Source organism: Candidatus Pelagibacter sp. PS_23, from assembly GCF_059417905.1.
The window spans coordinates 270,355-292,829 of record NZ_CM182071.1 but is presented as its reverse complement, the minus strand read 5'-3'; the positions used below and the strand labels follow the sequence as shown (position 1 = coordinate 292,829).

The 22,475-nt window shown below is 29.3% G+C and carries 25 protein-coding genes; 16 read left to right on the top strand and 9 right to left on the bottom strand.

The features are described from left to right. From AC5SLY_RS01560 to rsmA, 3 genes are read left to right on the top strand one after another with little or no spacing between them, the layout of a single operon-like run. On the top strand, positions 1 to 918 hold the full coding sequence (locus AC5SLY_RS01560; protein WP_494598975.1) for a peptidylprolyl isomerase: 918 nt from the start codon (positions 1 to 3) through the stop codon (positions 916 to 918). Continuing rightward, complete coding sequence (locus AC5SLY_RS01555) at positions 911 to 1,873, top strand: 4-hydroxythreonine-4-phosphate dehydrogenase PdxA (protein WP_494598974.1); 963 nt, start codon at positions 911 to 913, stop codon at positions 1,871 to 1,873. The genes AC5SLY_RS01560 and AC5SLY_RS01555 overlap by 8 nt, the downstream gene beginning before the upstream one ends. After that, positions 1,874 to 2,662: a 16S rRNA (adenine(1518)-N(6)/adenine(1519)-N(6))-dimethyltransferase RsmA gene (gene rsmA, locus AC5SLY_RS01550; RefSeq protein WP_494598973.1), complete on the top strand. Its 789-nt coding sequence runs from the start codon at positions 1,874 to 1,876 to the stop codon at positions 2,660 to 2,662. Here the strand turns inward: rsmA and gmk are convergent. Genes gmk through fabD form a run of 4 tightly spaced genes read right to left on the bottom strand, consistent with a single transcriptional unit; the run spans position 2,651 to position 5,241 of the window. Continuing rightward, a complete protein-coding gene (gmk, locus tag AC5SLY_RS01545) occupies positions 2,651 to 3,283 on the bottom strand; it encodes a guanylate kinase (protein WP_271726309.1) in 633 nt (210 codons plus the stop codon). The genes rsmA and gmk overlap by 12 nt on opposite strands. Positions 3,284 to 3,290: 7 nt before the next feature. Beyond that, positions 3,291 to 3,530, bottom strand: a complete 240-nt coding sequence (locus AC5SLY_RS01540) for an acyl carrier protein (RefSeq protein ID WP_006997205.1) — start codon at positions 3,528 to 3,530, stop codon at positions 3,291 to 3,293. Positions 3,531 to 3,578: 48 nt separating this feature from the next. Further along, entirely contained in the window at positions 3,579 to 4,316 is a 738-nt protein-coding gene (gene fabG / locus AC5SLY_RS01535; RefSeq protein ID WP_271486708.1) for a 3-oxoacyl-[acyl-carrier-protein] reductase, read from the bottom strand. After that, positions 4,309 to 5,241, bottom strand: coding sequence for an ACP S-malonyltransferase (fabD, locus tag AC5SLY_RS01530; RefSeq protein ID WP_494598971.1), 933 nt, complete (start codon positions 5,239 to 5,241; stop codon positions 4,309 to 4,311). The genes fabG and fabD overlap by 8 nt, the downstream gene beginning before the upstream one ends. An 86-nt stretch (positions 5,242 to 5,327) precedes the next feature. On the opposite strand from fabD, the gene rpsF reads away from it, so the two are divergent. The 11 genes from rpsF (at position 5,328) to AC5SLY_RS01475 (ending at position 16,847) form a co-directional block, all read left to right on the top strand. After that, the gene (rpsF, locus tag AC5SLY_RS01525; protein WP_006997208.1) at positions 5,328 to 5,693 is read left to right on the top strand and encodes a 30S ribosomal protein S6; all 366 of its coding nucleotides are present in this window, start codon (positions 5,328 to 5,330) and stop codon (positions 5,691 to 5,693) included. A 2-nt stretch (positions 5,694 to 5,695) separates the two neighbouring features. Beyond that, positions 5,696 to 5,974, top strand: a complete 279-nt coding sequence (rpsR, locus tag AC5SLY_RS01520; protein ID WP_006997209.1) for a 30S ribosomal protein S18 — start codon at positions 5,696 to 5,698, stop codon at positions 5,972 to 5,974. After that, the gene (rplI, locus tag AC5SLY_RS01515) at positions 5,975 to 6,433 is read left to right on the top strand and encodes a 50S ribosomal protein L9 (RefSeq protein ID WP_006997210.1); all 459 of its coding nucleotides are present in this window, start codon (positions 5,975 to 5,977) and stop codon (positions 6,431 to 6,433) included. A gap of 67 nt (positions 6,434 to 6,500) precedes the next feature. Further along, on the top strand, positions 6,501 to 7,919 hold the full coding sequence (locus AC5SLY_RS01510; protein WP_006997211.1) for a replicative DNA helicase: 1,419 nt from the start codon (positions 6,501 to 6,503) through the stop codon (positions 7,917 to 7,919). A gap of 21 nt (positions 7,920 to 7,940) precedes the next feature. After that, entirely contained in the window at positions 7,941 to 10,325 is a 2,385-nt protein-coding gene (locus tag AC5SLY_RS01505) for an efflux RND transporter permease subunit (RefSeq protein WP_494598970.1), read from the top strand. A gap of 7 nt (positions 10,326 to 10,332) precedes the next feature. Further along, positions 10,333 to 10,878 carry a CvpA family protein gene (locus tag AC5SLY_RS01500; RefSeq protein WP_271564321.1) on the top strand — a complete coding sequence of 182 codons (546 nt, stop codon included), beginning with the start codon at positions 10,333 to 10,335 and terminating at the stop codon, positions 10,876 to 10,878. Then, positions 10,832 to 12,313, top strand: coding sequence for an amidophosphoribosyltransferase (purF, locus tag AC5SLY_RS01495; RefSeq protein WP_051316545.1), 1,482 nt, complete (start codon positions 10,832 to 10,834; stop codon positions 12,311 to 12,313). Before AC5SLY_RS01500 ends, purF begins: the two co-directional genes overlap by 47 nt. Before the next feature lie 81 nt (positions 12,314 to 12,394). After that, a complete protein-coding gene (locus tag AC5SLY_RS01490; RefSeq protein ID WP_494598969.1) occupies positions 12,395 to 13,690 on the top strand; it encodes a glutamate--cysteine ligase in 1,296 nt (431 codons plus the stop codon). Next, positions 13,680 to 14,609, top strand: coding sequence for a glutathione synthase (gene gshB, locus AC5SLY_RS01485; RefSeq protein WP_494598968.1), 930 nt, complete (start codon positions 13,680 to 13,682; stop codon positions 14,607 to 14,609). Before AC5SLY_RS01490 ends, gshB begins: the two co-directional genes overlap by 11 nt. Continuing rightward, positions 14,606 to 15,466, top strand: coding sequence for a DMT family transporter (locus tag AC5SLY_RS01480; RefSeq protein ID WP_011281877.1), 861 nt, complete (start codon positions 14,606 to 14,608; stop codon positions 15,464 to 15,466). Before gshB ends, AC5SLY_RS01480 begins: the two co-directional genes overlap by 4 nt. Before the next feature lie 58 nt (positions 15,467 to 15,524). Next, positions 15,525 to 16,847 (top strand): MFS transporter, encoded by a 1,323-nt coding sequence (locus AC5SLY_RS01475; RefSeq protein ID WP_011281876.1) that lies wholly within the window; start codon positions 15,525 to 15,527, stop codon positions 16,845 to 16,847. Between the two features lie 24 nt (positions 16,848 to 16,871). On the opposite strand, the gene AC5SLY_RS01470 is transcribed toward AC5SLY_RS01475, so the two are convergent. Further along, positions 16,872 to 18,053, bottom strand: coding sequence for a BaiN/RdsA family NAD(P)/FAD-dependent oxidoreductase (locus AC5SLY_RS01470; RefSeq protein WP_494575447.1), 1,182 nt, complete (start codon positions 18,051 to 18,053; stop codon positions 16,872 to 16,874). A 16-nt stretch (positions 18,054 to 18,069) separates the two neighbouring features. Further along, entirely contained in the window at positions 18,070 to 18,276 is a 207-nt protein-coding gene (locus tag AC5SLY_RS01465) for a SlyX family protein (protein ID WP_494598967.1), read from the bottom strand. Between the two features lie 90 nt (positions 18,277 to 18,366). Here AC5SLY_RS01465 and AC5SLY_RS01460 point away from each other — a divergent pair, with 90 nt between their 5' ends. Beyond that, complete coding sequence (locus tag AC5SLY_RS01460) at positions 18,367 to 18,852, top strand: YajQ family cyclic di-GMP-binding protein (RefSeq protein ID WP_018413946.1); 486 nt, start codon at positions 18,367 to 18,369, stop codon at positions 18,850 to 18,852. 10 nt (positions 18,853 to 18,862) lie between these two features. Beyond that, complete coding sequence (locus AC5SLY_RS01455) at positions 18,863 to 19,090, top strand: hypothetical protein (protein WP_271626652.1); 228 nt, start codon at positions 18,863 to 18,865, stop codon at positions 19,088 to 19,090. On the opposite strand, the gene AC5SLY_RS01450 is transcribed toward AC5SLY_RS01455, so the two are convergent. From AC5SLY_RS01450 to AC5SLY_RS01440, 3 genes are read right to left on the bottom strand one after another with little or no spacing between them, the layout of a single operon-like run. Next, positions 19,083 to 20,135: a threonine aldolase family protein gene (locus AC5SLY_RS01450; protein ID WP_494598966.1), complete on the bottom strand. Its 1,053-nt coding sequence runs from the start codon at positions 20,133 to 20,135 to the stop codon at positions 19,083 to 19,085. The genes AC5SLY_RS01455 and AC5SLY_RS01450 overlap by 8 nt on opposite strands. A 2-nt stretch (positions 20,136 to 20,137) precedes the next feature. After that, positions 20,138 to 21,250, bottom strand: a complete 1,113-nt coding sequence (locus AC5SLY_RS01445) for a serine/threonine protein kinase (protein ID WP_494598964.1) — start codon at positions 21,248 to 21,250, stop codon at positions 20,138 to 20,140. Between the two features lie 3 nt (positions 21,251 to 21,253). Further along, positions 21,254 to 22,471: an aminopeptidase P family protein gene (locus tag AC5SLY_RS01440; protein ID WP_494598963.1), complete on the bottom strand. Its 1,218-nt coding sequence runs from the start codon at positions 22,469 to 22,471 to the stop codon at positions 21,254 to 21,256. Positions 22,472 to 22,475: the final 4 nt, after the last annotated feature.

Here is a 22,475-nt window from a genome sequence, read left to right as displayed (position 1 = left end):
ATGAAAAAGAAAATTTTAATATTTTTATTTATCATAATTTGTGTGCATGCTCAATCAATTGAAACAAAAATAATTCATAATATTCAAGACGAAATTATAACTAACATTGATATTAAAAATGAATTTAAATATCTTGTGGCTCTTAATAATTCTTTAAAAGAGTTAGATCAAGAAAAGATATTAAATATTTCTAACGAATCAATAATAAGAGAGAAGATAAAAAAAATAGAAATATCAAAAAATTTTAAAGAGATAAAACTAAATGAAGACTATTTAGTACTTTTACTAAAAAATATTTACTCAAGATTAAGTCTAAAATCAATAAATGAATTTGAAATTTATTTAAAAGATTATGATTTAAAAATAAGTGATATCGAAAAAAAAATTACTATTGATGCTTTGTGGAATGAACTGATTATAAAAAAATATTCATCTAAAGTTGTAATTAATGAGACTGTATTAAAAGAAGAGCTTCTAAAAAATAGCAAAATTGAATCAAAAGAATATCAATTATCTGAAATTATCTTTGAAGTTAAAAACAAAGAAGAGATCGAAAAAAAATATAAAGAAGTTGTTAAAAGCATAAATGAAATAGGTTTTGAAAATAGTGCTGCAACATATAGTTTTTCTGATTCGGCTAAAATTGGTGGTGATATTGGTTGGATCAATGAAAATTCACTTAATAATAATATTAGAAAAAATATAAGCAGCTTAAAAGTGGGAGAATTTACAAAACCTATAATTTTATCAAATGGTATATTGATATTAAAATTAATAAATATAAAAAATTCTGAAACTACTACTGATATTGAAAATGAATTAAAAAAAGCAATTAACTATGAACGTAATAGACAGTTGAATCAATATTCAAAAATTTATTATAACAAGATCAAAAAAAATCTAGATTTTAATGGGTAAGGAACCAATAATAATAGTGGGTGGTGAGCCCAACAGTGTTTTTTTAGAAATTTTTTTTAAAAGTTTAAAAACTAATATTTATAAATCACCCTTAATAATCATTATTTCTAAAAAATTACTTCAAGAACAGATGAAAAAATTAGATTTTAATTTCAAAATAAATGATATTGGGAAAGAGTTAAAAGATTTCTCTAAACTGACTAATAAAAAAATTAATTTAATTAATGTTGATTATAAGTTTAAAAAATGCTTTGAAAAAATTACTAGTAAATCAAATAAGTACATAGATGAAACTTTTAAAGTTGCTTTAAATTTTATGAAACAAAATAATTTATCCAAATTTATTAATGGTCCTGTTTCCAAAAAGTCTTTTTTAAAAGGAAAAACTTTAGGTATCACTGAATATCTTGCAAAGAAAACCAAAACAAAAGATGTTGCAATGTTAATATTTAACAAAAATTTATCTGTTAGTCCTCTTACGACCCATCTTGCTTTAAAAGATGTTTATAAAAAAATAACAAAACATAAAATATACACTCAAGTTAATCTGATTAATAAATTTTATAAAACAAAATTTAATATAATGCCAAGGATTGCAATAACTGGGCTAAACCCCCACTGTGAAAGCAATTTTAAAAATTCTGAAGAAGATAAAGTGATAATTCCAGCTATTAAGAAATTACGATTAAAAAATAATAAAATTAATGGTCCATTTCCAGCTGATACTATCTTTACAAAATTTTTATTAAATAAATATGATGTAATTATTGGTATGTATCATGATCAAGTACTTTCTCCTATGAAGGCTTTATTTGGTTTTGATGCAATTAATATTACTTTAGGCCTACCTTTTATTCGTATTTCTCCAGATCATGGACCAAATTATTCAATGCTAGGTAAAAATTTATCTGATCCAAAAAGCTTAATTCAGGCCTTAAAGTTTTTGGATAAATAAGTGTTCGTAAAAGCAAAAAAAAGCCTTGGTCAAAACTTCTTAATAGATAGAGAGGTGCTTGAAAAAATTGTATCCATAACCGATATTACTAACAAGGAAGTCTTGGAAATTGGACCAGGTAGTGGAAATCTAACAACATACATTTTAAAAAAAAAACCAAAGAAACTCTATGTTGTAGAAAAAGATGATGATTTAGCCATATTACTAAAGGAAAAGTTTGATACGGAAATTAAAATCATCAATGATGATATCTTAAAAGTATCTGAAAGTACTATCTCGGATCAAAAACTATCTGTCTTTGGTAATTTACCTTATAACATATCAACAGAAATCTTATCTAAATGGATTCTTAATATTGGCTCAAATTTTTGGTTCGATAGTCTCGTTTTAATGTTCCAAAAAGAAGTTGCTGATAGAATTATATCTGAATTTAATAACTCTAATTATGGCAGACTATCAATTTTATCTAGCTGGAAATTAAATGTAAAAAAAATATTAGACATTAAACCACAAAGTTTTTCACCAAGACCTAAAATAGATAGTTCTTTACTTTTATTCACTCCCAAAGAAAATTTTTTTAAATTAAAAGATCCTAAAAACCTTGAAAAAATTACTAGAATATTCTTCAGCCAAAGAAGAAAAATGTTAAAAAAACCTTTTAACCAAGTTTTTGATAATGGAAAAAAAGTTGCAGAAAAATTCGGTATTGATCTTAATCTTAGACCTCAAAACCTTGAGCCAGAAGTATATTTTAAACTTGTAAAAGAATATGAAGATTTAAGAGGTTAGTTTTTCAACATGTTTTCTAATGAAATCTTTATCGTAGTCTTTCGAACCATTGTTAATTTCGGCATCAATTAAACTGCTAATTTTAGAATAACATTCTTCTAGATTGTCATTAATAATTACGTAATCATAATTAATCCAATGCAAAACATCTCTGCTAAACTCTTTCATGCGTTCTTCTACTATCAGTTTATCTTTCATGTCTCTATTTGATAGTCTTTCAAATAGTATCTCTTTACTAGGAGGTAAAATAAAAAAAGTGATTAATTTATAATTTAATTTTTTATTCTTGATTTGATCAGCTCCTTGCCAATCAATATCAAATATTACATTTTCACTTTTTTCTAATTTTTCAATAACTGGTGTTCTAGTTGTCCCGTAAAGGTGATTAAATACTTTTGCATACTCTAAAAATTCTTCATTTTTTATTAAATTTTCGAATTTATCATGATCAACAAAGTAGTAATCTTTGTCTGCGATTTCGTTTAGTCTAGGTTTTCTTGTGGTATGAGAAATAGAAATATGAAAATTTTTATTCTTAGAGAGGAGTTTTACTAAAGTTGTTTTACCTGCCCCAGATGGGGATGATAAAATTACCATTATCCCATCTTTTTTTATGGACATTTAATTTCTAGTTTGCTTTTCCTGCTATAAAGTTAACAGCGTCACCTACAGTAAGAATTTTTTCAGCTTCACTATCTGAAATTTCTGAACCAAATTCCTCTTCAAAAGCCATTACTAACTCAACTGTATCTAAACTATCTGCTCCAAGGTCATCTATGAAGCTTGAATCGTCTAATACTTTAGCTTCATCAATACCTAAGTGATCTGCTACAATTTTTTTAACTTTGCTTGAAATATCTTCTGACATAATGTTCCTTTTTGTTATATTTCGTTAATAGTTCAAAAAGTAGTTTTGTCAACCCAAATACATGCCTCCATTAACATGTAATGTTTCTCCATTAATATAGTCTGACTGATCTGAGCTTAAGAAATTAACTGCATTAGCAATATCTTCAGGTTTACCCAGTCTATTAGATGGAATTTTAGCAATTATTGTTTCTTTAAATTTTTCATCTATTTGATCTGTCATAGCAGTGCTTATAAAGCCTGGGGATATGCAATTAACATTAATATTTTTTTTTGCATATTCAATAGCTAAGCTTTTTGACATTGCAACTATACCTGCTTTAGATGCAGTATAGTTTGCTTGTCCAACATTACCAGTATGCCCAACAACAGAGGTTATATTGATAATTTTTCCAGATTTATTTTTAAGCATTTTTTTAATCGAATATTTACACATTAGAAATGTAGAGGTTAAATTAATATTTATCACTTTTGACCACTCCTCTAAGCTCATTCTAATAGTTAAATTATCTTTTGTAATACCTGCATTATTGACAATGCAATCTAAAGATCCACCTAGTTCTTTGGTAGCATTTTCTATAAATTCTTCGATTTTATCATGTTGAGAAATATCAAATTTAAGTATTTTTATATTACTAAATTTTTCTTTTAACTCTTCTAGTTTCTCAATTCTTGTACCCGTGGCTAAAATATTTGCACCATTTTGGTTTAACTTCTCAACTATTGAATTGCCAATTCCACCTGAAGCACCTGTAACTATAATATTTTTATCTTTTAAACTACTCATTGATATTAATTAACTTTATATCCTCTTCTGAATTTATTGCACTAACTTTAACATTTTTGTCAATTCTCTTTATTAATCCAGATAAAACTTTGCCTGGTCCTATTTCAATAAACTCTGTAACACCCTTCTCAATCATTAACAAAACACTCTCACGCCAACGAACACTACTTTCAATTTGCTTAACTAGTAATTCTTTTAGTTCATTCGAATTAGATATTTCTTTTCCTGTTACATTTGAAATAAGGATGTTTTTAGGTTCATTAAAATTTAATTTTGCTATTTCTTCTTTCATTACAAGTGTTGCGTTATTCATCAATTTACAATGAAACGGAGCACTAACTGGTAATTTAATATTTTTAATATTTGAAGCTTTCAAATCAACCATAATTTTCTCCAGGTCTTCAATTTTTCCACTTAAAACGATCTGACCTACAGAATTGTCATTTGCAATAAAGCATTCGTATTTATCTTTATTCTCATCAATAATTTTTTTTATTATTTCAATTTCAGAACCCAAAACTGCAACCATTCCACCTACTCCTTTTGGAACAGAGTTTTGCATCGCATTACCTCTAATTTTTAAAATTTTTAAAGTATCAGAAAATGACAATGACCCAGCTGCAGTTAACGCCGAATATTCTCCTAAAGAATGTCCTGCATAAAATTTTGCTTTATCTAAATCAATTTTAAACTCTTCTTTAATTAACCTAAATATTGAATAACTGAGCAAAAATATTGCTGGCTGTGTATTTTCAGTTAAGTCTAATTCTTCTTTAGGACCATTTAAGATAAGGTTTGATAGCGAGAAACCAAGGGTATCATCTGCTTCCTTGAATAGATCTTGAACTAGGCTATATTTAGCATGTAGGTCTTTACCCATTCCTACTAATTGTGAGCCTTGACCTGGAAAAATAACAGAAAACATTTAAATATCTAAATTTTATTATGGTTTTAAGTGTTGTAATTCAATAATTATAATAGTATATCCTCACTTTTTATTAAAGAACAATTATGAATTTATACGAACACACAATAGTTGCTAGACAAGATACTAGCCCAGCTCAAGTTAAGCAATTAACTGAAAAATATTCTAAAATAGTTGAAAAAAATGAAGGAGAAATAGTACAAACTGAAGATTGGGGTTTGTTAAATTTAGCTTACATTATTAAAAAGAATAAAAAGGGCATCTATATGCACTTTAAGATTAAAGGTCCTGGAAAAATTATTGATGAATTAGAAAAAAATGAAGCAATTGATAAAAATCTTCTAAGATATATGACGGTTAAGGTTAAAAAATTTAATTTAGAGGCTAAGTATTTTTCAAAGAAAGATGAATATGAAAAAAAAGAATATAAAAAAGAATATAATAGAGACTAATTATGCCATCAAAAAAAAGAGCAGGAAATAAAAAAAAAGGTAGTCAAAGTAACTTTGCAAAATTAAGTATTTTTCAACCTAATAAATACAAATTTAAAAAAACTTGCCCTTTATCTGCAAAAGGTGCTCCAGAAGTTGATTATAAAAACATTAGATTGTTAAAAAAATATATGTCTGAAAATGGTAAAATTTTACCATCAAGAATTACGAATGTTTCACAAAAAAAACAAAGAGAGCTTTCTCTATCTATTAAGAGAGCTAGAAATTTAGCGTTAATTTAAATGAAAGTTATACTCTTAGAAAATTTAAGAAGAATTGGATCTATTGGAGAAATCATAGATGTTAAAAGAGGGTTTGCTAGAAACTTCTTAATATCAAATAAAAAGGCTCTTTATGCTTCAAAAGAAAATATTGCAGAAGTTGAAAAAATTAAATCTGAGCTAAGCAAAAAAGATACTGAAAAGAAAAAAGAAGCTCAAAAAATTTCTGAACAAATTAACAATAAAGAATACGAAATTAAAAAATTAAGTACTGAAAATAAAGAATTGTATGGATCAGTTAAACCAACTGAAATTTCAAAACTGATATTAGAAAATGACAAACTAGATATTAAACCTTCGATGATACAACCAATAACTGAAATTAAATCAATTGGTAAATTTAAGGTTAAAATTATTCTACACTCTGAAGTAGATTCTGAAATTACTATTAATGTAGTTACAGCTGATACTATTCAATAATTATACAATTTTTTCCCCAGCATATATTTGTTATTTTTTTAAATCTGAATTGAGATAAGATTTCTTCATGGAAAATAACCTCAGCTTAGTTAAAGATACTTTTAAAGAACTTCCAAACAATATTGAAGCAGAACAGGCTGTAATTGGATCTATATTAGTTCAAAATGAAACGTTTGATGAAATAAATACTATTGTTTCAAGTGTTAACTTTTATGACCCGATGCATCAAAGTATTTTTTCGGCAATTGAAAGCCTAATTTACAAAGGGATGCTTGCAAACCCTATAACTTTAAAAAATTATTTTGAAAATGAAAAGGACGAATTAAATGTTCCTGAGTATTTAGTAAAAGTTACAAAATTTTCTACTCCTCCAAGGCAAGCAATAGAATATTCAAGAATTATTTATGATATGTTTGTAAGACGTGAACTAATTAAGATATCTGAAAATACTATTGATGCTGCAAAACTAAATGCACTTGATGTTAATGGCCAAAATATAATTGAAAATTCAGAAAGATTATTATTTGATCTTGCTGAAAAAGGTTCTTTCAATTCATCACTTATTAAATTTGATGAAGCAATGAAACAAACTATTGAGATGGCTTCAGCTGCTTATCAAAATGATGAAGGGATCGTTGGTGTTCCTACTGGTCTAAGAGACTTAGATGATAGACTGGGTGGGCTTCATAATTCAGATTTAATTATTATTGCAGGTAGACCTTCAATGGGTAAAACTGCTTTAGCTACAAACATAGCTTTTAATGCTGCTCAAAAACTACAAGAAAGTGGAAAAAAATCTGCAGTAGCTTTCTTCTCACTAGAGATGTCTTCTGAGCAATTATCAACTAGAATTTTAGCAGAACAATCTAGAATTAAATCAAACGATATAAGACGGGGAAGAATTTCTGATGAGCAATTTGATAAATTTATTGAGACTTCAAAGAATATTTCTGAACTTCCTTTATATATAGATGAAACACCAGCTATAAGTATCGCTGCTATGAGCAACAGAGCAAGACGTATTAAAAGATTATTTGGTTTAGATTTGATTGTTGTAGATTACATTCAATTGATGAGAGGATCAGGGAATAATAGAGATGGTAGAGTTCAAGAAATTTCTGAAATCACTCAAGGCCTTAAGGCAATGGCAAAAGAACTTAAACTTCCAGTGATAGCTCTATCACAGCTATCAAGAGCGGTAGAACAAAGAGATGATCATAAACCTCAGTTATCAGATTTAAGAGAATCTGGATCAATTGAACAAGATGCTGACGTTGTAATGTTTGTATATAGAGAGGCCTATTACTTAGAGAGAAAAGAGCCTAGACCTGCAACTGTTGAGCATGCTGAATGGCAAGCAAAAATGAATGAGGTGTCAAATCTAGCAGAGCTTATTATTGGAAAACAAAGACACGGCCCAACGGGTAATGTTATGGTAGAATTTGAAGCAATGTTTACCAAATTTAAAGATACTCAAATTAACTAATATCCAATATATTAGCTGTGAATGCTGTCTCTATTTTATCAAAATATTGTTTTAAAAAATCCTAAATCAATTTTTATATTACTGTTAATTACCCTCTTAAGTTTTGGGTATTTTTCTAAAGATTTTAGACTAGATGCCTCATCTGATACTTTGTTAATTGAAGGGGATCCTGATCTTGAATACTTGAAAGAAGTCACTGAAAGATATGGTTCTAAAGAGTTTTTAATCTTAACTTATTCTCCCGATGAGGGAATGGTTACCGAATCTTCTATTAATAATCTTTTAAGTTTAAAATATAAAATCCAAAGTCTAGATTGGGTTCATAGTGTTATTACACTACTTGATATCCCTTTATTAAATAATTCAGAAGCACCTCTTCAAGAAAGACTAGAAAGTTTTAAAACTTTAAAAGATGAAGGTGTTGATACTGAAAGAGGATTTAATGAAATATTAAATAGTCCAGTTTTTAGAAATTTTGTAATAAGTGAGGATGGTAAAACAAGTGGCATTATTGTTTATATAAAAAAAGATGAACTAAAAGATATTGAAAATAAATCAGCTCAAGAAATTGAAGAATATAAAGATACTTTAAAAAAGAAAAATCATGAAAATATCACCCAAATAAGAGAGGTTATTAAGTCCTATGGAGATGTTGGAAAAATATACTTAGGAGGTATTCCAATGATCACTGATGACATGATGTCATTTATTAAAAGTGATATTATTGTTTTTGGTCTAGGAGTTCTTTTATTTATTATTGCTACTCTGTGGTTTATATTTAGAAAACTAATATGGATTATTGTTCCAATTAGTAGTTGCTTTTTTTCAGTTTTAATTATGACAGGTCTACTTGGCCTTCTAGGCTGGAAGGTTACCGTTATATCCTCAAACTTTATTGCTTTAATGTTAATTCTAACTATGGCAATGAATATTCATATGAGTACCCGGTTTCTACAATTAAGAGAAGATTTTCCAAATTTAGATAATTTAAAAATTATTATAATGACAACTAGCAAGATGTTTTGGCCTATTATTTATACAGTTCTTACAACTATATGCGCTTTTCTATCTTTAGTTTTTAGTGGCATAAAACCTATTATTGATTTTGGGTGGATGATGACTTTAGGATTAATAACTTCTTTTATAATCACATTTACTTTACTCCCTACTCTATTGAGCTTTATGTCTAGCAATAAAGTAAAAATTAAAGAAGATGCAGATTCTAAAATTACTTCTTTTTTTGGTAAAATTTCTATTAATAATAAAAGTATAATTTTTTTAGTAACAGGTTTGGTTGTCGTCTTAAGTGTTGTTGGAATAAGTAAGCTTGAAGTTGAAAATAGTTTTATAAATTACTTTAATAAAAATACTGAGATTTATAAAGGCATGAAACTTATTGATGAAAAACTAGGTGGCACGACACCTTTAGAAGTTATATTAAAATTTCCTGAAAATATCATAGTAGAGACTACCGAAGATGACGAATTTGAAAGCTGGGATGATGAAGACAGTAAAGATGATGAAAAATACTGGTTTACAAAAGACAAAATTGAAAAAATTCAAAATGTTCATAATTATTTAGATAATCTTCCTGCAGTTGGAAAGGTTTTATCATTTAGTTCAATAATTGAAGTTGCTACACAGTTAAATAATAACAAGCCCCTTGGAACCTTAGAAATGGGTGTGCTTTATTCAAAAATTCCAGAAACTATAAAAAAAGATATTATCGATCCTTATATATCCATAAAAGATAATGAGGCTAGGATAAGTCTTAGAATTATTGACTCACAGGATGGTTTAAGAAGAAATGATTTAATAAACCAAATAAATTATGACCTTGAAAATGAATTAAAACTTAGCAAAGAAGAGTTTAAACTAGCTGGTGTTTTAATTTTGTTTAATAATTTACTCCAAAGCCTTTTTAAATCTCAAATACTCACATTAGGTTTAGTAATGATTGGAATTTTTGCAATGTTTATGATTTTATTTAGAAATTTTAAACTATCTCTTATTGGTGTTGTTCCTAATTTTATTGCAGCTTTCTTTATTTTAGGAATTATTGGCCTGCTTGGAATACCCCTTGATATGATGACTATTACTATTGCTGCAATTACAATAGGGATCGCAGTAGATAATAGTATTCACTACATTTATAGGTTTAAAGAAGAGTTTTTAAAAATTAAAGACTATAATAAAACACTAAAAGTTTGTCACTCAACAGTGGGTGTTGCAATTCTTAATACTTCAATAACCATTGTCTTTGGTTTTTCAATTTTAGTTTTCTCTAAATTTATACCAACAATCTATTTTGGTGTGTTTACTGGTTTAGCAATGTTACTTGCAATGATTTCAGTATTAACTTTACTGCCCTCTCTTATTTTAATAAGTAAACCCTTCGGAAAATAACATTATTATGCTTGATGCTTTAAAAGATTTTTATCAAGCGGTGTCTTTAATAGATCTAATATTTCTAATCATTACAATTTTTTCAGTTATCAAGTGTTATAGTAAAGGTTTTGTTTTAAGTTTATTGTCAGCTTCAAAATGGGTATTGGCTTATGTTGTAACTTTACTTCTTTTTCCAAAAGCTAAGCCTTATTTTAAAAATATAATTGATAGTGAATATGTTTTAGATATTGCGCTCGGCATAACTATCTTTATTTTAGTGATCTTTGTTATTCTTATTACAAATAAGGCTATTAGTAAGACGGTAAAATTTGTTGGTCTTGGAAGACTCGATTCCTTATTTGGGTTATTTTTTGGATTTATCCGAAGTTATGTAATCTGCATTTGTTTATTTTCAGCTGTAGATATTGTGTATAATTATAGTAAATGGCCAATTAATACTGATAAATCATACGCCTTCCCATATATTGAAAAAGGTAGTAATTATTTGTTGAAAGAGTTTCCAAATGAAAAAAACTATCAAGATTCCAAAGAAAAAATTCAAGATTTATAATCCCAAATTAAAAGAAGAATGTGGTGTCTTTGGCGTAAGTAACAATAAAGATTCAGCCGCACTAACCGCTTTAGGATTACATGCTCTGCAACATAGAGGTCAAGAAGGCTGTGGAATAGTAACATTTGATGGAAAAAAATATTACTCTGAAAAAAGATTTGGCTTAGTTGGAGATAATTTTAATAAAGAGAAAGTGTTAAATAGTTTACCTGGTGATTATGCTATTGGTCATAACAGATATAGTACAACTGGTGAAAACACTTTAAGAAATATACAGCCTTTTTTTGCAGATACAAATGCTGGAGGTATCGGTGTAGCTCATAATGGAAATTTAACTAATTCAATAACTCTTCGAAATAGATTGGTTCAAGATGGTGCAATATTTCATACTACATCTGACACAGAAACAATTGTTCAATTAATTGCTAAATCAAAAAGAAACAAAACAATTGATAAAGTTATAGATGCCATATTCCAAATACAAGGTGGTTACGCGCTTGTCATGCTAACACAAAATACTTTAATTGGTGTAAGAGATCCTCATGGTATCAGACCATTAGTAATTGGGAAAATCAAAGATAGCTATGTCTTTGCTTCTGAAACATGTGCACTAGATATAATTGGTGCAAAATATATTCGAGATGTAGAAAACGGTGAGGTTGTTTATATCGAAAATAATGAACTAAAAAGCATCAAACCCTTCCCTGCTAGAAAAGTTCGTCCGTGCGTTTTTGAGTATATTTATTTTGCAAGACCAGACAGTTTACTAAATGGTAAATCTGCTTATGAACATAGAAAGCAATTTGGGATTGAACTTGCAAAAGAAAACAAAATCAAAGCAGATATTGTAGTTCCTGTACCAGACTCTGGTAATGCAGCAGCCCTTGGTTTTGCTCAACACTTAGGAATTAACTTTGAATTAGGTTTGATTAGAAATCATTATGTTGGTCGAACCTTTATTGAACCTAGTCAAAAAATTAGAAGTCTTGGTGTGAAATTAAAATTAAATGCAAATCAATCAACTATTAAAAATAAAATAATTATTTTAATAGATGACTCGCTTGTAAGAGGGACAACTTCTCATAAAATTGTGAAAATGTTATATGATGCAGGAGCCAAAGAAGTTCATGTAAAAATTGCCTGTCCAGAAATTAGATTTCCTGATTTTTATGGTGTAGATACTCCTACTAAAAAAGAGTTACTTGCTGCAAATAAAACTAATGATGAAATTTGTGAATATATTGGTGCTAAATCATTAGATTTTTTATCTTTAGAAGGTGTTTATAGAGCAATGGGTTTTAACAAAAGAGATAATAATTATCCTCAATTAACAGATCATTATTTTACAGGTGAATATCCTGTTAAACCTATAGATGAATTAGGGGATGATAAAATTACTCAATTATCATTACTAAGCACCGCTTCAAACAACTAAAGCAACCAATACAAAATTTTCAAACAGAAGAGTTAAACATAAAGACTTTAAAATGAACTTTAAATCCTTATATATAAATCAATGATCACTCATAAAGAACATATAATCAAATATTTTGAGTCTGGAATTAAAGATGTTAAAAATTTTAAAATTGGCATTGAACATGAAAAATTTTTATTTGATGAAAAAACAAACAAAAGAGTAGATTACCCTACTATCCTTAAAATGTTTTCACTACTAAGCGAATTTGGCTGGAAGCCAATAATGGAAAAAGAAAATATTATAGGATTACAGAAACAAGGAAAAAGTATTACTCTTGAACCTGGAAATCAAATTGAGTTATCAGGTGATAAACTAAATAATATCCATGAAGCATGTGCTGAATCTCATGATTATTTATTTGAGTTACAGCAAGTAACAAAAAAATTAAATTTAAAAATTGTTAGTGCTGGTTTTGATCCAATTTCAACCCTTAGTGAAGTTCCTAATAATCCAAAACAAAGATATCAAGTAATGACTAAGGATATGCCCAATGGTGGTTCTTTAAGCTTAGATATGATGTATAGAACTTGTGGTACACAACTTAACTTGGATTACGATTCTGAAAAAGATTTTATTAAGAAGTTTAAAATAGTTAACTCTATAGTGCCAATATCTATTGCACTATTTGCAAATTCTTCAATAGTTGAAAAAAAAAATAGTGGTTACAGCTCTTATCGATCTAAAGTTTGGCAAGAAACATCAAGAGGGGGTTTACCTGAAGTTTTTTTTGATAATATGGATTTTGAAAAATATGCAGATTTTTCAATAAACTTTCCTTTATTATTTATTCAAAACAAAAAAGAATATTTATCAGGAAGCAATTATTCATTTTCAGATTTCATGAATGGAAAAATTAATGAAATTAACAACCGACTTCCAACTGAAGACGATTTAACCACTCACCTAAGTACAATTTTTACAGAAAATAGACTTAAGAAATATATAGAGTTAAGATCAATGGACACTTGTGGTTGGGACTGTTTGTGTTCTGGACCTGCTTTTAATACTGGAATATTATATGGAAATTTAGATGAGGCTTACGAATTGGTTTCTAAGTGGGATAAGAATAAAATAATTAATGCCTACCTAGAGGCACCAAAAAAAGGGTTTAGCACTGAGTTGATGGGAAAAGACCTATTACATTGGGCGTCATTGCTGCTTGGGATTTCTAGAAAAGGATTATTAAACAGAGACATTTTGAGTAAATCTAATGATAATGAGGCTAAGTTTTTAAATCACTTAGATAAACTGATTGATAATAAGACAACAAACGCAGATCATATGATAGATAAATTTTCTAAGAATGAAAATTTAAACGATTTATATGACAAATAAGATAGTTGCAATTCAAGGTGATCATCCTTCAAAACTAAGGCCTCTAACGGATACTAGTATATTTCTAGCCATTGAAGCACAAAGGTTAAAATACAAAATTTTTTATTATGAACCTAAAGATCTTTCAATAATTAACAATAAGGTCGTAGCGAATGGATTTTACGTAGAGTTTAATTATTCAAATAAGCGTTTTTTTAAAATATTAAACCAACAAAAACTAGAACTTACACAATGTAAGTATATTTTGATACGGCAAGATCCTCCTTTCAATTTAGAATATATTTCAACAACTTACATTTTAGATAAAATAAAAAATAAAGTTAAAATTATTAATAATCCAACCTCTATTAGAAATATCTCTGAAAAATTATACTCAACATCTTTTCAAAAATATATGCCAGATACAATTTTCACAAAAGATATAAATGAAATTAATAAGTTTTTTTCTAAAAACAAAAAAATGATTATAAAACCTATTCATAGTTTTAGTGGAAATGATATTCACTTATTTCAAAATAAAATAAATACAAAATTGATTACAAATTTCATAAAAAAACATGGACATATTATGTGTCAAAAGTTTTTACCTAAAATTAAGTTTGGAGATAAAAGAGTTTTTATAATTAATGGTAAAGTTTGCGGTGCGATCTCTAGAGTTCCAAAAAAAGGATCTTTCTTAAGCAACATGAGTAAAGGAGCGATACCTATCTCGGTTAAATTAACAAAATTAGAAAATAAAATTTCAAATATAATTGGTAAAGATCTTAAAAAAAATGACATCTATTTTTCTGGTATTGATTTTATCGACCAAAAATTAAATGGAGATATTAATGTAACCTCTCCTACAGGATTAAAATCTTTTTATGATCTTACAAGCATTAATCTTGCAAAAACATTTTGGAAAGGATTAAAAGCTTGAACAAATTATCCGACCAGCAAAAAGGATCTTTACTCGCATTTGTTGCAGTAATGTTTATTACTCCCGATAGTTTATTTATAAGACTTTCTAATGTTGATACTTGGGGGCTTGTTTTTTATCGAGGCCTTATTCCTTTCATCACTGTATTTTTAGGAATGTTATTAATTTATAAATTAAATTTCTTTAAAATGCTTTTTTCAAGTGGCTATCATGGCTTACTTTATATTGGCACTTTCTCTGTAACCAATATTACCTTTGTTGTTTCAATACAAAATACCAATGTTGCAAACACATTAGTTATGATTGCAATGGCTCCTATGTTATCTGCAGTGCTTGGTGCAATATTTTTAAAAGAATTACCTGATAGAAAAACATGGATTACAATATTTGTAACTTTTACTGCTGCTATTTATATATTCTACGATTCAATACAATTAGGTAACTTTTTTGGAGATATATTAGGCCTAATAACTGCTTTAGGTTTGGCAGTTGGAGCAGTTACTATTAGATCCGCAAAGGATAAAAACTTAATCCCAGCAGCTGTTGTTGGAAAATTAATTGTAGCAATGTTTGCACTTCTGTTCATTGAAAGCTTTGCACTAGTTGATAGTGATCTAATTATTGTTCCTTTAATGTGTGTTATGTGTGTTGCTATACCTTTTGTGCTAGTGACTATAGCTCCAAGGTTCATACCCGCAGCTGAAGTGAACCTATTCTTCTTACTAGAGACTATAATTGGTCCTATTTGGGTATGGTTGATTATTAAGGAACAACCCAGCCTTGAGACTATCCAGGGTGGTGCCGTTATCATCACAGCGATTGCCATTCACTCTTTTATTAAACTAAGAAATTCATAATTTTATCATAATAAAGACTTGATTTACATCTAGATCGCAAATAAGTACGGTCAGTTTTATGAATAAAGTTTTAAAGAACTCTTGGGCATTGTTTTTAGGTATTGGGTTCTTAATGATGGCCTATGGATTTCAAGGGTCCCTATTAGGTGTAAGGGCTGTTCAAGAACAATTTAGTCTAACGGCAACTGGGTTTATGATGTCAGGTTATTTTGTTGGGTACTTTATAGGTGCAATGACAATTTCTAATCTTATTTCCAAAGTAGGTCATATTAGAGTTTTTGCAGCTTTTGCGTCTTTAGCATCTTTGGTTATCTTGGTTCACTCAATATTTATTAATCCTTATGTATGGTTTATTCTAAGAGTTTTAACAGGAATAAGTATGGTTTGTATTTATACTGTTGCTGAAAGTTGGTTGAATGACAGATCAAGCAATAAAAATAGAGGAAGTATTTTATCGATTTATATGGTTATTTTATATGGATCAATGGGTATAGGAATGTTTTTATTGAACTTTAGTAGACCTGAAAATTATCAACCCTTTATATTGGTTTCAATTATTACGTCTCTTGCCCTTATACCTATTCTCTTAACTAAAAAAAAACCACCTACATTTAAAAAAATTCAAGGTATGCCTTTAAAAGAACTTTATGAAACTTCACCATTTGGAATGGTAAGTGCTCTTTTTTATGGAACAATCCAGTCTGCACTATTTACATTGTTAGCAGTATATGCGGCCTCAATGAATTTTACTATTTTTCAAATATCACTTGTGACTTTTCTTTTAGCAATTTCTGGTGCTATCTCTCAATATCCTATTGGAAAACTTTCTGATAAATATGATAGGAGAAAAGTAATAATAATTTCAACATTTGGTGCATCTTTATTTGCTTTACTTGCTATTCTATCATCAGGTCAGATGTACTTACCTGGTGAACTTGCCACAAGTAAAGTATGGTTTTTTATTTTTTTAATTTTATTTTCAATTTGTAGCTTACCAATGTTCTCTTTGATTTGTGCGCACACTAATGACTATATACCAAAAGAAAAATTTGTAGCAGCTGGAGCTGGTATACAATTTACATTTGGCTTGGGTGCTATGAGTGGTCCATTCCTTTGTTCAATATTTATGAATATTGTTGGCTCTAATGGTTTTTTTGTATTTTTACTTTTCTTTCATGCTTTAATAGGTGTGTTTGGTATCTACAGAATGAGGGTTAGAGAAACAGTTGAAAATCCTGATTCTCAGTTCGTTGCTATGCCATCTACTATCACGCCAGCCGGAATCGAATTAAATCCTACTACCGAACATATTGATGAACCTTATTCTGATAAAGTAAAAGAAATACTGGATAGAAAAGGTGTTGAATATAAAAAAAACTGAGATAATTCCACCAATAACTAGTCTTTAAGCATATTGACCTGCCACATATCCAGAAGACCAAGCCCATTGAAAATTATAACCACCTAAATGACCAGTAACATCTACAACTTCTCCGATAAAAAATAATCCAGGGTGTTTATTGGACATCATTGTTTTAGAAGAAATTTCTTCAGTATCAATACCACCCAAAGTTACTTCAGCAGTTCTATAACCTTCGGTTCCTATTGGATTTATCACCCACGCGTTTATAGAATTACTCAAACTAGTTAATACTTTGTTGGATAATTCACATATATTTCCATTAACATTATTTTCATTACAAATTATATGAGCTAACCGTTTAGGGAGAATTTCAGAAACTATAATGCCTATATCTTGTTTAGGACTAGAGATCTTTCTATCATTTAGAAATTTATCTACATCAAGTTTTGGTGATAAATTAACTTTGATATTATCTCCTAATTTCCAATAAGAAGAGATCTGCAATATAGAAGGTCCGCTCAAACCTCTGTGAGTAAATAACATCCCTTCCTCAAAAAAAGTTTTTTTAAATGAAACAACTGCTTCAACAGATAAGCCGGTAAGCTCCTTACAAATTGCAAGTATTTTTTCACTAAAAGTTAAAGGAACTAGTGCAGGTAATGTTTCAATAACTTTTAAATTAAATTTTTGAGCAATATCATAACCAAATTTACTTGCTCCAATTTTTGGAATAGACAGACCACCTGTTGCAACAATTAATGACTGGCAGAAATATTTATCACTTCCTACAACTATAAAATATTTATCATCTTGTTTGTCTATATCATTAATAGTTGTATCTTTTTTTAAAACTACTTTTGCCATCTCACACTCTAAAAGTAGCATATCTATAATTTGTTGAGCACTTTCATCACAAAAGAGTTGTCCTAATTTTTTTTCATGAAATTTAATATTATGTTTCTTTATTAAATCTATGAAGTTATTTTGCGTGTATTGTTTTAAAGCTGATATTACAAATTTTGGATTGTTTGAAATAAACTTACTAGGGTGTGTGTGTATGTTTGTAAAATTACATCTTCCACCACCCGATATTCTAATTTTTTCTCCTATCTTTTTTGCATGATCAACTAAAAGTACTTTGCGTCCACGTTTACCAGCTTCTATTGCACTCATCATGCCTGCGGCACCCGCACCTACTACAATAACATCAAATTGTTCTGTCATGGATTAATAATAAAGTTTAATAATGTGGGGGTTTTTTATCAATCATAACCATACCCGCTTCATCATTGCTCTCTAATTCGTTAATTCTTTTTTCAAGATTTGAAACTTGTTTTTTTAAAACTGATACTTCTTTTTGTTGAGAATACAGTTCATCACTCATTTGCGATATTTCATTTTGAAGAAAGCTGATCTGTTCTTCTAATTTTTTGACTAAATCTTCCATATAACTGCAACTTAAAAGAGTTTCAAAATAAATCAAATAGTCAATTATGAAAATTTTTGTTAAGGTTAATTCATTAGATAATAAAAAATTATGCCTTCATTTGATGTAATCAGTAAAGTTAGTTACCCAGAATTTGATAACGCTCTTGCAAATTGCCTAAGAGAAATTGGTAATCGATTTGACTTTAAAGGACTTGATATTTCAATTGAAAGAAAAGATAAGATTATCACCACATTAGCACCCGATGCATTAAAGTTAAAACAAGTAAATGAATTATTACAAGTCCATCTTATACGACGAAAAGTAGATCCAAGAGTATTAGCAATTAAAAACTCAGAAAATGCTGCTGGTTCATCAATCAGACAAGTTAGTGAACTAGAAGAAGGTATTAGCCAAGAAAATGCAAAAAAAATTATTGCTGAAATAAAAAAACTAAAACTTAAAATTCAGATTAAAATTCAAGGAGAAGAGTTACGCGCTGAAGGAAAAAAAAGAGATGACCTTCAAGAAGCAATGTCGGCAATAACTGCTATTGATATTGGTCTTCCCGTAGAATTTGTAAACTTTAGAGATTAATCTCACTTTGATGAACAAAGAAAACACAAGTAAACTCTGGAAAATGATACAGGAAGCTGGCGATTATTTACTAGGTCAGTTACCCAGCCATCCAAATCATCCTAAAGGAAGAAACCCCTACGCTCATGTTGCTTTATGTGTCAAAGAGAAGTTTGAGAACTCTTATAAAGATATACCTGACGAACAATTTGATGAAGTTGTTAAATATATTGAATTTTTAAAACAAAATCCTAGTTAGATTTTTTTAAGGTCTCTAATAATTGATCCACATCGCTCTCTTGAGTATTCCAGGCAGCAATTAATCTAACTGCTTGTCCATCAAGCTCATCTTCATTCATTTTGTAGCCTTCAGAATTTAAATGCTCAATCATATTTCTTGGAAATTTTACAAAAACTTCGTTCGCTTCTGTTGGATATGCTAGTTTAATACTATTATGTTTTGCTAATCCTTCACTTAATTTTTTTCCCATCTTATTTGCATGTCTTGCATTCCTTAACCAGACATCATTTGAAATATATGCATCAAGCTGAGCAGATACAAAACGCATCTTAGATAATAAATGCCCTGCTCTTTTCATTAAAAAAGCAATATTACCAACTAGATCTTTATTAAAAAAAATTATTGCTTCAGCTGCAAGACAACCATTCTTTGTTGCTCCAAATGATAAAACATCAATGCCTGATTTCCAGGTCATCTCAGCAGGAGTACAATTTAATGCAGTTAAAGCGTTAGCAAATCGTGCTCCATCCATATGCATATTTAAGTTATGCTTATGTGTAATTTCAGAAATCTTTTTAATCTCATCTAATTGGTATACTTCTCCTGTTTCACAAACTTGAGTAATGCTTACTGAAGCAGGTTGAGTATGATGCACAATGCCTTTACCGGTAATAGCTTTGTCTAATTCTTCAGGTGTTATTTTTCCATTAATCCCATTTAAAGTAACTAATTTTCCACCCCCTGTATAAAACTCAGGTGCCCCACATTCATCTGTATTAATATGAGAAAGTTTATGACAATAAATATTACCATATGACGGTGTCATTGTTGCTAAAGCTAAAGCATTAGCAGCTGTTCCTGATGCAGTTGGAAAAACAATTACATCTTTTTCAAATAGTTCTGAAAACTTCTTTTGTAATTCAGCTGATATTTGGTCATTACCGTATGGAGTACTATCACCATCATTAGCTTTCAATACCGCATCTAACACCTCAGGACAAGCACCCGCTACATTATCAGAAGCAAATTTTATTCGCTCTCTTTTTGTTTTAACTGTTGCCATATTTATTGTTTTGGAAAATAATCTTTTAATTCACCTTCACGGTACACATCTGCTGTACAACAATGAAGACCTCCACCAAATGCATAAGCATCTCTTAATTCAACAGGGATTACTTCCATTCCTAATTTATCTAATTGTTCTGCCTGATATACCTCACTTTTTTCAACACAAACAGTTTTTGGATCCAATACTAGGACGTTCATTGATAACCAAGTTGAAGAATAACATAATGGTGGTGGCTCATTATGTGCGGGTTGTGCGCTATCAATAATTTCCCATCCATTATTTTCAAATAATTTTCTTTGTTCTTTTGGCAATCTTCTTTGAGGATTATTAATGATTAATCCTTCTTTAATAGGAGTAAAGGTTGCATCGATATGAATTGGATAAGGATCACCTGGAAAGTTAACAGCATGAACTCTATGATCTTTAAAATGTCTTTTAAGCCAATCAATTCCTTTAAGATTAGTAGTAAATCCATGCTGAACTACTAAATCTTTTCCAAACCTTAAAACATCTGCTGCATCAAATAATGGCTCTTCTTCAGTTGTTACAAAAAACTTGTCTTCTGTCCACTCTAATCTTTTTTGAATACCAATTTTATCTGATAAATAATCTTTCCTATAATCTGCATCAGTTAACCTTGGTTTTGGAGCAGACTCGTGTCTCATATTAGGGTCATCATTATAATATTTCTGTAATAATGGTCGGTAACAAAGGTACTCGAACCATCTACATCTATAACTCATTGTCGCCTCTAAAATTTCACTACCCACAGTTAACAACACATCTCGTGGTGGCATGCAGCCAAACATTGTTTCTGCTTCCCAGTCTGGTGTAGATGTTTTTTGACTAAAATCTATTGGGTCTGGTCTATCTACCTTGATACCTCTTTTTTCAAGCAGGTTTGAAAAATTGTCTAAAAGTTCATTTGCCTTATCAACTGTATCTTTTGTTCTTGGTCCAAACTGACCTCGCATATCACTGTCTTCTGGAACCTTAGCGTCTAAAGCTGGCTCTGGTGCTGGAATACAAGTGCCATCAGCTTTGCCAACAATTACATGTTTTAAAGGATCCCATTCATTCCAACTATTTACTACAGTTTTTTCACTCATAATTTATGATTTAATAATATTATGTTCTGGACCAAAAGGAAACTTAGTAATGTTTTCAGCATTATCTTTTCCTATAACCAAGATATCATGCTCTCTATATCCACCAGCTCCTGGTTTACCCTCTGGTATCATGATCATTGGTTCCATAGAAACCACCATGTTTTCCTCTAATACGGTATCTATATCTTCACGAAGTTCTAATCCTGCTTCTCTTCCATAGAAATGAGATAGGACACCAAATGAATGACCATAACCAAATGTTCGATAATGAAGATAACCAAGTTCAGCAAATAGTTCATTCAACTCATGACAAATATCAGAACATTTTACACCTGGTTTAATTAGCTCTAATCCTCTTTTATGAACTTTAACATTTGCTTCCCAAGCTTTTAAGGATGCATCATCAATTTTATCTAAAAAAAGAGTTCTCTCTAAAGCTGTGTAGTACCCTGAGATCATAGGGAAAGTATTTAAAGAAAGAATATCTCCTGATTTTAATTTTCTGTTGGTTTTTGGGTTATGAGCACCATCCGTATTAAGTCCTGATTGAAACCAAACCCAGGTATCCATATATTCAGCATCTGGATACGTTTTTGCAATTTCACGCTCCATTCTATCTCTACCGGCTATTGCAATTTCAAGCTCGCTTTCTCCAACCTTAATATTTTTGACAATCTCTTCGCCCCCAAGATCAGCAATTCTTGCACCATTTTTAATAATTTCTATTTCTTCGGCAGATTTAATCATTCTAAGTTGCATTAAATCTTTTGAAACATCACTGAAAACTGAAAAAGTAAAAATAGACGTAAGCTTTTCTTTAACATCTAAGGTTACATGATCATTTTCAATACCAATATTCTTAGGAGGTTCGTCTCTTCCAATAATTGAAACAATTGCTTTTAAAAAATTATCTCTTTTCCAATCAGTATAAATAACATTATTACTATGAGATCTACGCCAAGGTTGACTAGCATCAATGTTTGCTGAAATTGTTGAAATTTTATTAGCAGTTACTACACAGCCATAAGGTCTACCAAAAGAACAATAAATAAATCCTGTATAGTAAGCAATGTTGTGCATTGAAGTTAAAATAATCATATCAAGATTATTTTTACTCATTGTGGTTCTTAATTTAGTTAATCGACTTTGATATTCTTGATCTGTAAAAGGTAGTTTAGCCTTTTCACCATTCTTTAGAGTAAAAAAATTTGGTCTTTCCATTTTT

Bases quoted from the DNA above. Each gene is read 5' to 3' on its own strand.
- AC5SLY_RS01500 (WP_271564321.1), top strand. From the start codon at position 10,333: ATGCTTGATGCTTTAAAAGATTTTTATCAAGCGGTGTCTTTAATAGAT.
- AC5SLY_RS01450 (WP_494598966.1), bottom strand. From the start codon at position 20,135: ATGGCAACAGTTAAAACAAAAAGAGAGCGAATAAAATTTGCTTCTGAT.
- fabG (WP_271486708.1), bottom strand. From the start codon at position 4,316: ATGAGTAGTTTAAAAGATAAAAATATTATAGTTACAGGTGCTTCAGGT.
- AC5SLY_RS01475 (WP_011281876.1), top strand. From the start codon at position 15,525: ATGAATAAAGTTTTAAAGAACTCTTGGGCATTGTTTTTAGGTATTGGG.
- gmk (WP_271726309.1), bottom strand. From the start codon at position 3,283: ATGTCCATAAAAAAAGATGGGATAATGGTAATTTTATCATCCCCATCT.
- AC5SLY_RS01440 (WP_494598963.1), bottom strand. From the start codon at position 22,471: ATGGAAAGACCAAATTTTTTTACTCTAAAGAATGGTGAAAAGGCTAAA.
- AC5SLY_RS01470 (WP_494575447.1), bottom strand. From the start codon at position 18,053: ATGACAGAACAATTTGATGTTATTGTAGTAGGTGCGGGTGCCGCAGGC.
- AC5SLY_RS01455 (WP_271626652.1), top strand. From the start codon at position 18,863: ATGAACAAAGAAAACACAAGTAAACTCTGGAAAATGATACAGGAAGCT.
- AC5SLY_RS01465 (WP_494598967.1), bottom strand. From the start codon at position 18,276: ATGGAAGATTTAGTCAAAAAATTAGAAGAACAGATCAGCTTTCTTCAA.
- rpsF (WP_006997208.1), top strand. From the start codon at position 5,328: ATGAATTTATACGAACACACAATAGTTGCTAGACAAGATACTAGCCCA.
- AC5SLY_RS01505 (WP_494598970.1), top strand. From the start codon at position 7,941: ATGCTGTCTCTATTTTATCAAAATATTGTTTTAAAAAATCCTAAATCA.
- AC5SLY_RS01555 (WP_494598974.1), top strand. From the start codon at position 911: ATGGGTAAGGAACCAATAATAATAGTGGGTGGTGAGCCCAACAGTGTT.
- AC5SLY_RS01560 (WP_494598975.1), top strand. From the start codon at position 1: ATGAAAAAGAAAATTTTAATATTTTTATTTATCATAATTTGTGTGCAT.
- purF (WP_051316545.1), top strand. From the start codon at position 10,832: ATGAAAAAAACTATCAAGATTCCAAAGAAAAAATTCAAGATTTATAAT.
- AC5SLY_RS01540 (WP_006997205.1), bottom strand. From the start codon at position 3,530: ATGTCAGAAGATATTTCAAGCAAAGTTAAAAAAATTGTAGCAGATCAC.
- fabD (WP_494598971.1), bottom strand. From the start codon at position 5,241: ATGTTTTCTGTTATTTTTCCAGGTCAAGGCTCACAATTAGTAGGAATG.
- AC5SLY_RS01510 (WP_006997211.1), top strand. From the start codon at position 6,501: ATGGAAAATAACCTCAGCTTAGTTAAAGATACTTTTAAAGAACTTCCA.
- AC5SLY_RS01490 (WP_494598969.1), top strand. From the start codon at position 12,395: ATGATCACTCATAAAGAACATATAATCAAATATTTTGAGTCTGGAATT.
- AC5SLY_RS01460 (WP_018413946.1), top strand. From the start codon at position 18,367: ATGCCTTCATTTGATGTAATCAGTAAAGTTAGTTACCCAGAATTTGAT.
- AC5SLY_RS01445 (WP_494598964.1), bottom strand. From the start codon at position 21,250: ATGAGTGAAAAAACTGTAGTAAATAGTTGGAATGAATGGGATCCTTTA.
- rplI (WP_006997210.1), top strand. From the start codon at position 5,975: ATGAAAGTTATACTCTTAGAAAATTTAAGAAGAATTGGATCTATTGGA.
- rpsR (WP_006997209.1), top strand. From the start codon at position 5,696: ATGCCATCAAAAAAAAGAGCAGGAAATAAAAAAAAAGGTAGTCAAAGT.
- gshB (WP_494598968.1), top strand. From the start codon at position 13,680: ATGACAAATAAGATAGTTGCAATTCAAGGTGATCATCCTTCAAAACTA.